Origin of the sequence: Pseudomonas sp. ABC1 (assembly GCF_013395055.1) — a bacterium.
GTDB lineage: Bacteria > Pseudomonadota > Gammaproteobacteria > Pseudomonadales > Pseudomonadaceae > Stutzerimonas.
The window spans coordinates 153,878-167,479 of the sequence record NZ_CP058349.1; the positions used below are offsets into that span (position 1 = coordinate 153,878).

At 62.5% G+C, this 13,602-nt stretch carries 12 protein-coding genes; 7 read left to right on the forward strand and 5 right to left on the reverse strand.

The features are described from left to right. Positions 1 to 7: 7 nt before the first annotated feature. Positions 8 to 922 (forward strand): lipid kinase YegS, encoded by a 915-nt coding sequence (gene yegS / locus HW090_RS00480; RefSeq protein ID WP_179111628.1) that lies wholly within the window; start codon positions 8 to 10, stop codon positions 920 to 922. Between the two features lie 115 nt (positions 923 to 1,037). Then, a complete protein-coding gene (locus HW090_RS00485) occupies positions 1,038 to 1,976 on the forward strand; it encodes a chemotaxis protein CheV (protein ID WP_179111629.1) in 939 nt (312 codons plus the stop codon). Between the two features lie 57 nt (positions 1,977 to 2,033). On the opposite strand, the gene HW090_RS00490 is transcribed toward HW090_RS00485, so the two are convergent. The 5 genes from HW090_RS00490 to HW090_RS00510 form a co-directional block, all read right to left on the reverse strand. Then, positions 2,034 to 4,430 carry a TonB-dependent siderophore receptor gene (locus tag HW090_RS00490; protein WP_179111630.1) on the reverse strand — a complete coding sequence of 799 codons (2,397 nt, stop codon included), beginning with the start codon at positions 4,428 to 4,430 and terminating at the stop codon, positions 2,034 to 2,036. A gap of 256 nt (positions 4,431 to 4,686) precedes the next feature. Next, positions 4,687 to 5,637 (reverse strand): FecR domain-containing protein, encoded by a 951-nt coding sequence (locus HW090_RS00495; protein WP_179111631.1) that lies wholly within the window; start codon positions 5,635 to 5,637, stop codon positions 4,687 to 4,689. Next, on the reverse strand, positions 5,634 to 6,161 hold the full coding sequence (locus HW090_RS00500; protein ID WP_306299181.1) for a sigma-70 family RNA polymerase sigma factor: 528 nt from the start codon (positions 6,159 to 6,161) through the stop codon (positions 5,634 to 5,636). Before HW090_RS00500 ends, HW090_RS00495 begins: the two co-directional genes overlap by 4 nt. Before the next feature lie 106 nt (positions 6,162 to 6,267). Then, positions 6,268 to 6,423 carry a type B 50S ribosomal protein L36 gene (gene ykgO, locus HW090_RS00505; RefSeq protein WP_131183950.1) on the reverse strand — a complete coding sequence of 52 codons (156 nt, stop codon included), beginning with the start codon at positions 6,421 to 6,423 and terminating at the stop codon, positions 6,268 to 6,270. Then, complete coding sequence (locus HW090_RS00510; protein WP_179111632.1) at positions 6,420 to 6,680, reverse strand: type B 50S ribosomal protein L31; 261 nt, start codon at positions 6,678 to 6,680, stop codon at positions 6,420 to 6,422. Before HW090_RS00510 ends, ykgO begins: the two co-directional genes overlap by 4 nt. Positions 6,681 to 6,811: 131 nt before the next feature. Between HW090_RS00510 and HW090_RS00515 the strand changes: the two genes are divergently transcribed. From HW090_RS00515 to pheA, 5 genes are all read left to right on the forward strand, one after another. Continuing rightward, complete coding sequence (locus HW090_RS00515) at positions 6,812 to 7,219, forward strand: PA2817 family protein (RefSeq protein WP_179111633.1); 408 nt, start codon at positions 6,812 to 6,814, stop codon at positions 7,217 to 7,219. A gap of 67 nt (positions 7,220 to 7,286) precedes the next feature. Beyond that, on the forward strand, positions 7,287 to 8,363 hold the full coding sequence (mtnA, locus tag HW090_RS00520) for an S-methyl-5-thioribose-1-phosphate isomerase (protein ID WP_179111634.1): 1,077 nt from the start codon (positions 7,287 to 7,289) through the stop codon (positions 8,361 to 8,363). A gap of 132 nt (positions 8,364 to 8,495) precedes the next feature. Next, positions 8,496 to 11,237 carry a DNA gyrase subunit A gene (gyrA, locus tag HW090_RS00525; protein WP_179111635.1) on the forward strand — a complete coding sequence of 914 codons (2,742 nt, stop codon included), beginning with the start codon at positions 8,496 to 8,498 and terminating at the stop codon, positions 11,235 to 11,237. A 99-nt stretch (positions 11,238 to 11,336) separates the two neighbouring features. After that, positions 11,337 to 12,422 carry a 3-phosphoserine/phosphohydroxythreonine transaminase gene (serC, locus tag HW090_RS00530; protein WP_179111636.1) on the forward strand — a complete coding sequence of 362 codons (1,086 nt, stop codon included), beginning with the start codon at positions 11,337 to 11,339 and terminating at the stop codon, positions 12,420 to 12,422. Then, a complete protein-coding gene (pheA, locus tag HW090_RS00535; protein ID WP_179111637.1) occupies positions 12,422 to 13,519 on the forward strand; it encodes a prephenate dehydratase in 1,098 nt (365 codons plus the stop codon). The genes serC and pheA overlap by 1 nt, the downstream gene beginning before the upstream one ends. Positions 13,520 to 13,602 lie beyond the last annotated feature (83 nt).

A 13,602-nucleotide genomic window follows, 5' to 3' on the forward strand; every position in this document is an offset into this window, starting at 1 on the left:
AAGCCCCATGGCGCAGGCACCGGCCTTGCTGATTCTGCACGGCAAACAGGCGCTGAACGAAGACGTGCGGCATGCCGTGGCCCGCTGGCGCGAAACCCACGGCGGGCCGCAGTCGCTGGCGGTGCGTGTCACCTGGGAAGGCGGTGATGCGCGGCGCCTGGTTCATGAAGCCGTGGCGCAAGGCTATGGCCGGATTATCGCCGGCGGTGGCGACGGTACGGTGCGCGAGGTCGCCGGTGCCATTCTCGAAGGTGGCCATGCCGTTTCCCTGGCGGTATTGCCCCTGGGCACGGCCAATGATTTTGCCCGTGCCGCCGGTGTCCCGCTGCAACCCGCCCAGGCCCTGGCCTTGCTTGATCGTGCGGCGGTGCCGGTCGATGTCGGGGAGTTTGGCGAGGGCGACTTCTTCCTCAACATGGCCACTGGCGGGTTCGGTTCGAATGTCACGGCCAATACGCCGGAAGACCTGAAGAAGGTGTTGGGGGGCGGTGCCTACCTGCTCAGCGGCTTGTCGCGCTTCAGCGAATTGAATGCGGCCCATGGCCGCTTTCGTGGACCGGATTTCCACTGGGAAGGCGACTTCCTGGCCATGGGCGTAGGCAACGGTCGCCAGGCCGGTGGAGGCCAGGCGCTTTGCCCGGAGGCCTTGATCGACGATGGCTTGCTGGATCTCTGCATCGTTCCCGCGCCCGAGGATACGGTGGCAACTCTCGGGGCATTGCTCAGTGGTAGTTTCCTGGGGGTGGAGAGCATTTCCGTTGGCGCTCGGCTGCCCTGGCTGGAGATCGAACTGGATGACACCCTCGACCTCAATCTGGATGGCGAGCCACTGACGGCGAAGACACTGCGCTTCGGTGTGCGGCCAGGTGCCTTGCGCATGCATCTGCCCCCGTCGTGTCCGCTGCGCATGCCGGTGGCCTGACAAACCCGCATTGATGGCGATATGATGCCTTGCCGGCGGGATTGCCCGGCAATCATTTTCAAGGCCGGGCGTTCACTGCCGATACCCTGGGTCTTGAAGCATTCAGGAGCACGTCATGGCCGGCATCCTCGACTCAGTCGATCAACGCACCCAGTTGGTGGGGCAGAATCGCCTGGAAATCCTCATGTTCCGCCTTGCCGGGCGGCAGAAATTCGCGATCAACGTGTTCAAGGTGCAGGAGGTCGTGCAACTGCCACGCATGACACTGATGCCGCACCGCCACAACTCGGTGTGTGGTGTGATCAACTTGCGTGGCCAGACCCTGCCTGTCATCGATCTGTCCCGAGCCATCGGTCTGCGCCCGCTGGTGCCGGATGCGAACAGCACCATCATCGTCACCGAGTACAACCGGTCCGTGCAGGCCTTCCTGGTCGGTGGGGTGGACCGCATCCTCAACCTCAACTGGGAGTCGGTACTGCCACCGCCCAGCACGGCGGGACGCCAGCACTACCTGACGGCGATCACCAAAGTGGATGATGAGCTGGTTGAAGTCATCGACGTGGAGAAAGTGCTGGCCGAGATCGTGCCGTACGACACGCGCATTTCCAGTGAGCGCCTGAGCGATCCGATCCTGGAGCGCGCACGTGGCCGCGAAGTGCTGTGTGTCGACGACTCCATCGTGGCCCTGGCGCAACTGCGCGATACGCTGTCGCAATTGGGCATCACCATCCACACCGCCAGTGATGGGCTCAAGGGCCTGCGCCAGTTGCAGCGATGGGCCGATGAAGGGCTGGTGCTGAGCGACAAGCTGCTGATGGTCTTCACCGACGCCGAAATGCCGGAAATGGACGGCTACCGGCTGACCACCGAGATTCGCCACGATCCACGCATGAGCGATCTCTATGTGGTGCTGCACACATCGCTGTCCGGCAACTTCAACAAGGCCATGGTGCAGAAGGTCGGTTGCGACAACTTCCTGTCCAAGTTCCAGCCGGAGAAGCTGGTGGATGTGATCAGGGAACGCCTGCTGCTGGAGGTTCCGCAGGAGGCGTAGTTGGGGTGGTAGGCACGATGAATCCCGAGGGGGCCGGCTTTGCCGGCCCCTTCTGTTTCAGTAGGTGTATTTCAGGGATGTCAGGAAGTGGCGAGGTGCGCCATGGACGCCGTATTCGCTGGCGCTGGAGTAGTACGCCTTGTCGAACAGGTTGTTCAGGTTGAGCGAGGCGGAAAGGTTTTCGCTGATGTCGTAGCGGGCCATCAGGTTGACGAGGGAGTAGCTGCCTTGCATGTAGGTGTCCGGGTAATAGGCTGCCTTGCTCTGCCAGTTGATGCCGCCGCCGACCGTCAGCTTGTCCAGCGCGCCGGGCAGGCGGTAGCTGGTGAAGGTTTTCAGGCTGTGCCGGGGAATCTGCGTGACGATCCTCTCGTCGTTCTTATCGGTGCTGACACTGTGGGTGTAGCCTGCGCTCAACTGCCAGCCAGGCGTCAGTTCACCGTTGATTTCGAGTTCGAAGCCCTGGGTGGTGGTGCCTTGCTCGGTTCGGTAGGCGGAGAACGATGGGTCATAGATAGCGAGGTTGTCCTGTTCGGTCCTGAACAGCGACAGGCTTGAGGTAAGGCGGCCTTCGTCGAAACTGGCCTTTATGCCGGCTTCGTAGCTGGTGCCTTCTTCCGGGGCCAGCCGGTTGCCACTGGCATCACGAACCCAGTCGCCCTGGGGGTTGAATATCTTCGTATAGCTGTTGTAGAGCGACCAGGTGTCATCCAGTGCCTGAACCAGGCCGACATAGGGAATGTAGACGCCGCTTTCCCGGCGACTGTTCTTGCTCTTGGCGCCGTTGTTCGCGGTGTAGTCGTAGTTGTCCCGCCAGTCGAGCACGCGGTTGCCCAGGATCAACTGGGTGGTATCGGTCAGATGCAGGCGTGTGGTGAGGTAGGCGGCATATTGATAGACCCGGCTATCGCTTTCCCCATAGGTGGAGAATTGCGGTTTTGGTGCATTGCCGCTCCAATCGTGGATGTTCGCGATGGGGCTAGATACCGAGAACCAGCCATGGTCGGTGCTGTTCAGGGTGTCGAGCTGGGAAAGCGTAACGCCGCCGATCAGCTCATGTTCCCGCCCGAGTAGCTTGAACGGGCCTGTCAGATAGACGTCCAGCGCGTCTTGCCGGGTAGGGTCTGCCTGGAATCGCGTTGACTGAAGACTGGTTCCCGCGCCACTGGCCTGGTCGGGCGAGCCACTGAGGTAGGTCACCACGGCGTCATAGACATAGCGGGTGTGGCTGTATTCCGCCTTGGCGCTCCAGCCACTGTCGAACTGGTGCTCCAGTGAGATGAAGAGGTTGTTCGTGGCGTTGTCGTAGTAGGACCAGTTCGGGGCGCTGTTGGCCGAGCGTTTGAAGTCGGTACGCTGGCCATTGCTGTAGAAGAGTGGAAAGCCGCTGCGTAGCGGAGCATCGGCATTGCTTGTCTGGTGGCTGAAGCCCAGGGTCAGTAGCGTGCGATCGCTCAGGTCCAGTTCCGTGATGCCGTAGAGGGTGATGTCTTCCTGCTCGTAGTGGTCGACCCAGGCCCGCTGGCTCTTATAGTCGGCGACCAGGCGGCCACGGAGGTTACCGCTCTGATTCAGCGGGCCGGACAGGTCCAGGCCACCGCCATAACGGTCCCATGAGCCTGCCTGGGCGTTCAGGATCACCTGCGGTTCATAGGTCGGGCGCTTGCGGATCATATTGATGGTCGCCGACGCGGTTCCCATGCCACTGACCAGGCCGGTGCTGCCCCTGACGATTTCCACCCGGTCGTAGATGGCCGTGTTGTGCCGGTAATTGGCCAGGGAGGATGAGGTCGGCACGCCATCGATCGAGAAGTTGGCGATGGAGAACCCGCGCGACCAGAATGAGTTGGCATCCGCGCCGAGCGATTCCCTGATCACCGTAATCCCCGCAGTGGCTTCCAGTACGTCCGTCAGGCTGTCCAGGCGCTGGTCGTCCAGTCTTTGCCGTGTGAGGACGGTGATCGATTGCGGTGTTTCCTGTAGCGACAGGTTGAGCCGCGTCGAACTGCTCGACGAATGCGTGGTGTAGGAGCCGGTGCCTTCCGTGATCGAACCAGGGGCCTTGCCGGAGATACTCACGGCACTCAGTTCCAGCGCATCCAGTGCCAGTGGCGACCGCGCTTCCAGCAGCCAGTTGCCGCCGCTGCCTTGCCTGGCCAGCAGGCCACTGCCCGCCAGCAAGTGTGCGAGGGCACTGCCGACGTCGCACTCTCCATCCAGTGCTTGCGCCCTCTTTCCCCTTACCAGTGATGGATCGTAGGGCAGGGTAATGCCGGCCTGCTGGGCTAACGTGTTGAGCGCTTGCTCCAGCGGTGCGGCGGGTAACTGGTAGTGGCGTACCTGGCTGGTTTCTGCGGCCTGTACCGTCAGGGATGGGCTGCCGACGATTCCACCAAGCAGGACGGCCTGCAAGGCCAGGGCAAGGGGGCTGTAGCAGAGCGTGCTACGGATCATGAGGGTGGCTCCTTCGTTATTGGCTGATCGTTATTGCTGTATGTCGAAGAGCCCGGAAAAACCCTCAAGAGATTTTGATAATTCTTAGAACCTGTTCACGATCTCGCGAGCTAGAGCACTGCAAGGCAAAAACAGGCGAGGAAGCGGAGTTTACGAGTTGTAAATGAGCATTCCGAGCCTGTTTTTAACGCAGCAGGGCCGACGCGTAGCAGATTGTGAGCAGGTTCGAAGCGTTTATTCGTGTGTACTGCCGGCCTCATGCCGGAACGATGCGTGTCCATAGCCGGGTGGTGCGCTCGATGCGCACCGGCAGCGAGTCCGCCAGGGCGTCCAGCGCCTTGTCGATATCCCCGAGTTGGAACACGCCGGAAACGCGCAGGTCGGCGATGGTGTCTGCGCAGATCAGCCAGCCATGGCGATGACGCTCCAGCTCTCGTGCCAGCTCGGCCAGCGGGAGTTGGCGGGCGACCAGTTGGCCGCGTGTCCAGGCGCTGCCATCCCGTGCCGGTTGTGCGACGCGAATGCTCTGCGTCGGGGTGATGCGGTAATTCTGGCCTTGCGTGGCGATCAATGTCTCGGCTGCTGCACGGTGAATACCGACGGCCCCTTGGTCGACCTGCAGGTCGGTGTGGCGTTCGTCCTGGCGCACCGAGAAGTGCGCACCCAGCGCCTGCAGTCGCGTGTGCCGGGTATGCACCCAGAAGGGACGGGGATCGCCGTGGGTGTCGAGGTGAATTTCCCCGCGTTGCAGTTCGAGCAGGCGTTGCCGCGCGTCGAAACGTTCGAGCACCGCGCTGCCGGTATTGAGTTGCAGCCGGCTGCCATCGCTCAGCTCGAAGCTGCGCCGTTCGCCCGTGCTGGTACGGTAGTCGGCGACGGGGAGGTGGTCCCAGGCCAGCCAGCCGCTGGTCCCGACGGCCCCGAACAGGCTCAGCAGTTTGATCGCCTGGCGTCGATCCAGTCGTTGCCGGCCCAGGCTCTCCAGTGTCTGCAGGGCGACTTGAGGTGGCAGCGGGGCTAGTTTCTGGAAGCGCTGCTCGGTGTGTTGCAACGCCTGCCAAGCGAGCGCATGCAGCGGATTGGCGGCGAGCCAGTGGCTGAATTCCGCTTGCTGCGAAGGGCGTTGTTCGCCGGAGTGCAGGCGGACCATCCAGTCGATGGCCTGATCGAGGATGGCTTCAGGCAGCTCCGGTGTGGTCGCTTTCACTGTCCTGCCCGGCGTTGCACGAGGTAGCAGTGGCGGATGGCGCTGGCCATGTATTTTTCCACCGAGCTGATGCTGACATCGAGGTGTTGCGCAATCTCCCGGTAGCCCATTCCCTCCAGGCGCGACAGCAGGAAGGCGCTACGAACCTTGCTCGGCATACCGTCGAGCAGGGCGTCGATCTGGGCCAGGGTTTCCAGGATCAGCAAGCGGGTTTCCGGGGAAGGCGCTTCGGCCTCCGGGCACTGGGCGAGGCTGGCCAGGTAGGCCTGTTCCAGCTTGCGCCGGCGAACCTGGTCAATCATCAGACCATGGGCGATGGTGCGCAGCCAGGCGCGCGGTTCCCGTATATGCGCGGTCTGTTCCGGGCGGATCAGGGCGTAGAGAAAGGTGTCGTGGGCGAGGTCGGGTGCACTGTCATGGCTGTGCAGTCGGCGCCTGAGCCAACTCAGCAGCCAGGCGTGGTGATCGTGGTAAAGCGTCTGGACGTCCGCTTTGTCAGTGGAGCCGGGAGGGTGGATGGACACTGCTGCGGCTACCTCTGAAACAGGATGCGGATGTGAATTCGTCGCATCCTATTTCTTCGCAAGGTGTGACCGCAAGCTCCGGGCGGTTGTACCCGGAGTGGGTTCGTCAGCCTTTGTTCTTGCGTTTGGGTTTCGGACGGCCTTGCACGCATTTGAAGCGCGGTTCGCTCTTGCAGATGACGTAGACACGGCCGCGGCGCTTGACGATCTGGCAGTCGCGATGGCGCAGCTTGGCCTGTTTGAGGGAGGAGACGACCTTCATTGGCCACCTCCGGGGAAGCCGGCGAAGCGCTTGTTGAAGCCAGCCACGCGGCCTTCGCTCTTGGTCTGGCGCTGCTGCCCGGTGTAGACCGGGTGCGAGGCGCTGGATACATCCAGGGCGATATAGGGGTAGGTGACGCCATCGCTGTGTTCACGGGTCTTGTCGCTCTGTGCCGTGGAGCCGATGAGGAAGTAGACGTCGGCGGCGACATCGTGGAAGAGAACAGGGCGGTAATCGGGGTGGATGCCGGGTTTCATCTGAGAGCCTTCATGTTATGAGATAACATTTTTAATAATAACGCTTTTCGTCTCTGTGGCAATCCTCTCGTTTCGTGAGCGCTGCACGCCTATAATCGCCCGCCCTAAATTCCGACACAGGTGCATGCTCAATGACGACCTCCTACCTTGATCACAATGTGGCGCTCATGACGCACCTGCGCAGCATCCTGGCCGCCGTGGGGGAAAGCGAGCAGGTGGAGGACGAGAGCCATGCCCTTTTTCTTGAACGCTTCGATGAGGTGGTGAGCGATCTGGCAAGCGTGGGGCAGGAGAACTACCTCGGCCAGGAGCTGATCTGCCAGGTCTTCCAGCGCTATCCACAGATCGCCCACCTGGTCCCGCGCGATCTGCTTTGGTTCTTTGGTGGCGATTGCCTGCACTTCATGCCGGACGAGGAGATCGCGATCTTCCAGGCCATCGACGAGCGCCGTTTCGAGGCCGAAGAGGCTGGCGAGGATTTCGACTGGGCTCAGGAGCTGCAACTGATGGCGCTGCCAGAGAACAGTCCACGGCATTGATGGCGGAGCGGTCGCCTGGCCTGTATCTATCGGTATAATCGCCGCCTTTTGCATAGGGGAATGTGCCATGCGCGAGCGTCTGCTGGCGGCGGAAAAGGTCAAGTCCATCGAGTGGCGGGACGGACGGCTTTATCTGCTGGACCAGCGCCAGTTGCCGCAGGACAGCGTATGGCATTGCTACGACACGGCCTCCGGCGTGGTGCAGGCCATTCGTTCCCTGGTGGTGCGTGGTGCGTCGGCCATCGGTATCAGTGCCGCCTACGCCATCGTGCTTGCGCTGCGTGCCCGTCTCGAGGCCGGTGGTGATTGGCGTGGCGCACTCGAAGAAGACTTTCACCACCTGGCCGCTTCTCGCAGTACGGCGGCCAACCTGGGCTGGGCGCTACGGCTGATGCGTGAACGACTCGACCGTTGCCGTGCGGGCGAATCCCCCTTGCATGCACTGGAGCAGCAGGCCATCGCCATCCACCAGAGCGACCGCGAGGCCAATCTGGTCATCGCGCAGTTGGGGCTGGATGCCATCCGCAAGTACCAGGGCAATGCCCAGAATCTGCTGACCCATGGCAATGCCGGCGCACTGGCCAGTGGCGGCTTCGGCACGGCCCTTGGCGTGGTGCGGGCGGCCAGTGAGGAAGACCTGGTGGAGTGCGTCTACGTCGACGAAACCCGCCCTCGTTTGCAGGGTTCGCGCCTGACTGCCTGGGAGCTGGAGATCGAAGGCATTCCCGTCCTGCTGAATGCTGACGCGGCGGCAGCGCACCTGATGAAGGTGCGTGGCGTGACCTGGGTGATCGTCGGGGCCGACCGCATCGCCGCCAATGGCGATGTCGTCAGCCAGATCGGCACCTACCAGCTTGCGGTACTGGCGATGCACCATGGTGTGCGCTTCATGGTTGCGGCCCCCAGCTCCAGCATCGACATGACCCTGGAAACGGCGGAGCTGCTGGATCTGGAAGAGCGCGGCGACGATGAGCTGCTGGGCTACGATGGACAGCGCATGGCGTTGGGCGTCGAAGTGTTCAACCCGGCGTTCGATGCGACCCCGGCGGACCTGATCGACCTCATCGTCACCGAAAGGGGCATCGTCGAGCGGCCGACCAGCGAGAAGATCGCGACGCTCATGAGTCGCCGCCACCTGCACTGATGTTCCTCGCACGAATGAACGGCGGCCAGGAGGCGTTCGGCGGGCGCGTTGCCTGCTCCTGCGCCGGCTTGCCTTGTGTTACTATCCCGCGCTTATCGCAGGACCCTGCTGACTATAAGGAACCAGGCTTCCATGGGCGAACTGGCCAAAGAAATTCTTCCCGTCAACATCGAAGACGAGCTCAAGCAGTCCTATCTCGACTATGCAATGAGCGTGATCGTCGGTCGAGCCTTGCCGGACGCGCGTGATGGCTTGAAGCCGGTGCACCGCCGTGTCCTCTATGCCATGAGCGAGCTGGGCAACGACTGGAACAAGCCGTACAAGAAATCCGCCCGTGTGGTCGGTGACGTGATCGGTAAATACCACCCCCACGGCGACTCGGCGGTGTATGACACCATCGTGCGCATGGCCCAGCCGTTCTCGCTGCGCTACATGCTGGTCGACGGCCAGGGCAACTTCGGTTCGGTGGATGGCGACAACGCGGCCGCCATGCGTTACACCGAGGTGCGCATGGCCAAGCTGGCCCATGAGCTGCTGGCCGACCTCGAGAAGGAAACCGTCGACTGGGTGCCCAACTACGACGGCACCGAGCAGATCCCGGCGGTCATGCCGACCAAGATCCCCAACCTGCTGGTCAATGGTTCCAGCGGTATTGCCGTGGGCATGGCGACCAACATCCCGCCGCACAACCTCGGCGAAGTGATCGATGGTTGCCTGGCGCTGATCGACAACGCCGATATCAGCATCGACGAACTGATGCAGTTCATCCCCGGCCCCGACTTCCCCACGGCGGGCATCATCAACGGTCGTGCCGGCATCATCGAGGCCTACCGCACTGGCCGTGGCCGCATCTACATCCGCGCCCGCGCCGATATCGAGGACATCGACAAGGTCGGTGGCCGCCAGCAGATCGTCATCACCGAGCTGCCTTACCAGTTGAACAAGGCGCGGCTGATCGAAAAGATCGCCGAGCTGGTGAAAGAGAAGAAGATCGAAGGCATCACCGAGCTGCGCGACGAGTCCGACAAGGACGGTATGCGTGTGGTGATCGAGTTGCGCCGTGGCGAAGTGCCGGAAGTGGTGCTCAACAACCTTTACGCGCAGACGCAACTGCAGAGCGTGTTCGGGATCAACGTGGTGGCGCTGATCGATGGTCAGCCGCGTACGCTGAACCTCAAGGAACTGCTGGAAGCCTTCGTCCTGCACCGTCGCGAGGTGGTGACCCGGCGTACCGTCTACGAACTGCGCAAGGCGCGCGAACGCGGCCACATCCTTGAAGGCCAGGCGGTCGCATTGTCCAACATCGACCCGGTGATCGCGCTGATCAAGGCGTCGCCGACGCCGGCCGAGGCCAAGGAAGCCTTGATTTCCATGTCGTGGGAGTCGAGTGCGGTGGTGGCCATGGTCGAGCGCGCTGGCGCCGAATCCTGCCGCCCCGAAGGGCTGGACGAGCAGTTCGGCCTGATAGACGGCAAGTATCACCTGTCGCCGGAACAGGCCCAGGCGATCCTGGACCTGCGCCTGCATCGCCTGACGGGTCTCGAACATGAGAAGCTGCTGGGCGAGTACCAGGAAATCCTTGCCCAGATCGGCGAACTGATCCGCATCCTGACCAGCCCCGAGCGGCTGATGGAAGTGATTCGCGAGGAGCTGGAGAAGGTCAAGGCAGAGTTCGGCGACAAGCGTCGCACCGAAATCACCGCGTCCCAGACCGACCTGACCATGGCCGACCTGATCCCCGAAGAGGAGCGGGTGGTGACCATTTCCCATGGTGGCTATGCCAAGAGCCAGCCGCTGGCCGCCTACCAGGCGCAGCGTCGCGGCGGCAAGGGCAAGTCGGCCACGGGCGTCAAGGACGAGGACTACATCGAACACCTGCTGGTCGCCAACAGCCATGCCACGCTGCTGCTGTTCTCCAGCAAGGGCAAGGTCTACTGGCTGAAGACCTTCGAGATTCCCGAGGCTTCGCGCGCGGCCCGTGGCCGTCCCATGGTCAACCTGCTGCCGCTGGACGAGGGTGAGTTGATCACCGCCATGCTGCAGATCGACCTGGAAGCGCTGCAGCAGAATGCCGGCGATGAGGACGATCTGGACGATCTTGAAGGCTCCGTGATCGAAGGCGAAGTGGTCGAGGCCGAGGTCGAGGAGGCCGATGGCGAGACTGCCGAGCTGGTCGCCGAACCGACCGGCGCCTTCATCTTCATGGCCACCGCCAAGGGTACGGTGAAGAAAGTGCCGCTGGCGCAGTTCAGCAAACCGCGCAGCTCCGGCCTGATCGCCCTGAAACTGGACGAAGGCGACCGCCTGATCGCCGCTGCCATCACCGATGGTGCGCGGGAAGTCATGCTGTTCTCCGAGGCTGGCAAAGTGATCCGCTTCGCTGAAAGCGCCGTGCGCACCATGGGCCGTAACGCCCGAGGTGTGCGCGGTATTCGCCTGGCGCAAGGTCAGCGCCTGATTTCCATGCTGATCCCCGAATCGGGAGCGCAGATCCTCACGGCGTCCGAGCGTGGCTATGGCAAGCGCACTGCACTGAGCAAGTTCCCGCGTCGCGGACGTGGCGGCCAGGGCGTCATCGCCATGGTCTGCAGCGAGCGCAACGGCAAGCTGGTCTCTGCCATCCAGGTGCAGGAAGGTGAGGAAATCATGCTGATTTCCGATCAGGGCACACTGGTGCGTACGCGCGTCGACGAAGTCTCCAGCTCCGGGCGTAATACCCAGGGCGTCACGCTGATCAAGCTGGCCAAGGAGGAAACCCTGGTCGGACTGGAGCGGGTGCAGGAGCCTTCCGAGGACGAAGACGCCGAGTTGGATGAGGCGCTGCCCGGCGATGAAGCCGTGGACGGCGAGGCTGAGCAGCAGCCGGAAGAGTGACGACGACACAACGGCGGGCCTTCGAGCCCGCCGTTGTGGTTGTACCGCGATGGCTCCGCATCGTGCGGGGTGGACGAGATCATTTGAGCGAGAGTGGATGTGAGCAAGCGAGCCTTTAATTTCTGCGCCGGCCCTGCCGCGCTTCCGGAAGCCGTACTGCAGCGTGCACAGGCGGAACTCCTCGACTGGCGTGGCAAGGGCCTGTCGGTCATGGAAATGAGCCACCGTAGCGACGACTACGTCGCCATCGCTGAAAAGGCCGAGCAGGACCTGCGTGACCTGCTGGCGATTCCTTCGAACTACAAGGTGCTGTTCCTGCAAGGTGGTGCCAGCCAGCAGTTCGCTGAGATCCCGTTGAACCTGCTGCCTGAGGATGGCATTGCCGACTATATCGACACCGGTATCTGGTCGCGCAAGAGCATCGAGGAAGCGCGTCGCTATGGCAACGTCAACGTCGCTGCCAGCGCCAAGCCCTATGACTACTTCGCCATTCCCGGGCAGAACGAGTGGGCGCTGAGCAAGGATGCCGCCTATGTGCATTACGCCAGCAACGAAACCATCGGCGGCCTGCAGTTCGACTGGATTCCTGAGACGGGCGACGTGCCGCTGGTGGTGGACATGTCTTCGGACATTCTGTCGCGTCCGCTGGACGTCTCCCGCTTCGGTCTGATCTATGCCGGCGCGCAGAAGAACATCGGTCCTTCCGGGCTGGTGGTGGTGATCGTTCGCGAAGACCTGCTGGGGCGCGCCCGCAGCGTCTGCCCGACCATGCTCGACTACAAGGTGTCGGCCGATAACGGTTCCATGTACAACACACCTGCGACCTTCTCCTGGTACCTCTCCGGGCTGGTCTTCGAGTGGCTGAAGGAGCAGGGCGGCGTCGAGGCCATCGGCCAGCGCAACCATGCCAAGCAGGCGCTGCTCTACGGCTTCATCGATCGTAGTGAGTTCTACACCAACCCGATCAACGTCAATGCCCGTTCCTGGATGAACGTGCCGTTCCGCCTGGCCGACGAGCGCCTGGACAAGCCGTTCCTGGTTGGCGCCGATGCGCGCGGCCTGCTCAACCTGAAAGGCCATCGCTCGGTCGGCGGTATGCGCGCCTCGATCTACAACGCGGTTGGCCTGGATGCGGTCGAAGCGTTGGTGGCCTACATGGCCGAGTTCGAGAAGGAGCATGGTTGATGAGCGAGGCTGACCAGCTCAAGGCATTGCGCCTGCGCATCGACAACCTGGATGAGCGCCTGCTCGAGCTGATCAGTGAGCGCGCCCGCTGCGCCCAGGAAGTCGCACGGGTGAAGACCGCCTCGCTGTCGGAAGGCGAGCAGCCGGTGTTCTATCGTCCGGAACGCGAGGCCTGGGTGCTCAAGCACATCATGGAACTGAACAGGGGGCCGCTGGACAACGAGGAAGTGGCTCGTTTGTTCCGCGAGATCATGTCCTCCTGCCTGGCGCTGGAGCAGCCGTTGCGCGTGGCCTACCTTGGCCCTGAAGGGACCTTCTCGCAGGCGGCGGCCCTCAAGCATTTCGGCAATTCGGTGCTGAGCAAGCCGATGGCGGCGATCGACGAGGTGTTCCGCGAGGTGGTCGCCGGGGCGGTGAACTTCGGCGTGGTGCCGGTGGAGAACTCCACCGAGGGCGCGGTCAACCACACCCTGGACAGCTTCCTCGAGCACGATATCGTCATCTGCGGCGAAGTCGAGCTGCGCATCCACCATCACCTGCTGGTGGGTGAAACCACCAGGACCGACCGCATCACGCGCATCTACTCCCATGCCCAGTCGCTGGCGCAGTGCCGCAAGTGGCTCGACGCCCACTACCCGAACGTCGAGCGCGTGGCGGTTTCCAGTAACGCCGACGCGGCGAAACGGGTCAAGAGCGAATGGAACTCTGCGGCGATCGCCGGCGACATGGCCGCCAGCCTCTACGGGCTGACCAAGTTGCACGAGAAGATCGAAGATCGTCCGGACAACTCCACGCGCTTCCTGATCATAGGCAACCAGGAAGTGCCTCCGACCGGTGACGACAAGACCTCGCTGATCGTTTCCATGCGCAACAAGCCCGGTACGCTGCATGAGTTGCTGCTGCCGTTCCATGCCAATGGCATCGATCTGACCCGGATCGAAACCCGTCCGTCGCGCAGTGGCAAATGGACCTATGTCTTCTTCATCGATTGCATGGGCCATCACCAGGACCCGCTGGTCAAGGACGTGCTGGAGAAGATCAACGGCGAAGCGGTGGCGCTGAAAGTACTGGGTTCCTATCCTAAGGCCGTTCTCTGACCGCAGCGGCAAGCTGCAAGCCTCAAGCTGCACGTGGGTTGGCCTGAGGCTTGAAGCTTGCGGCTCGAAGCTCGAGGCTTATT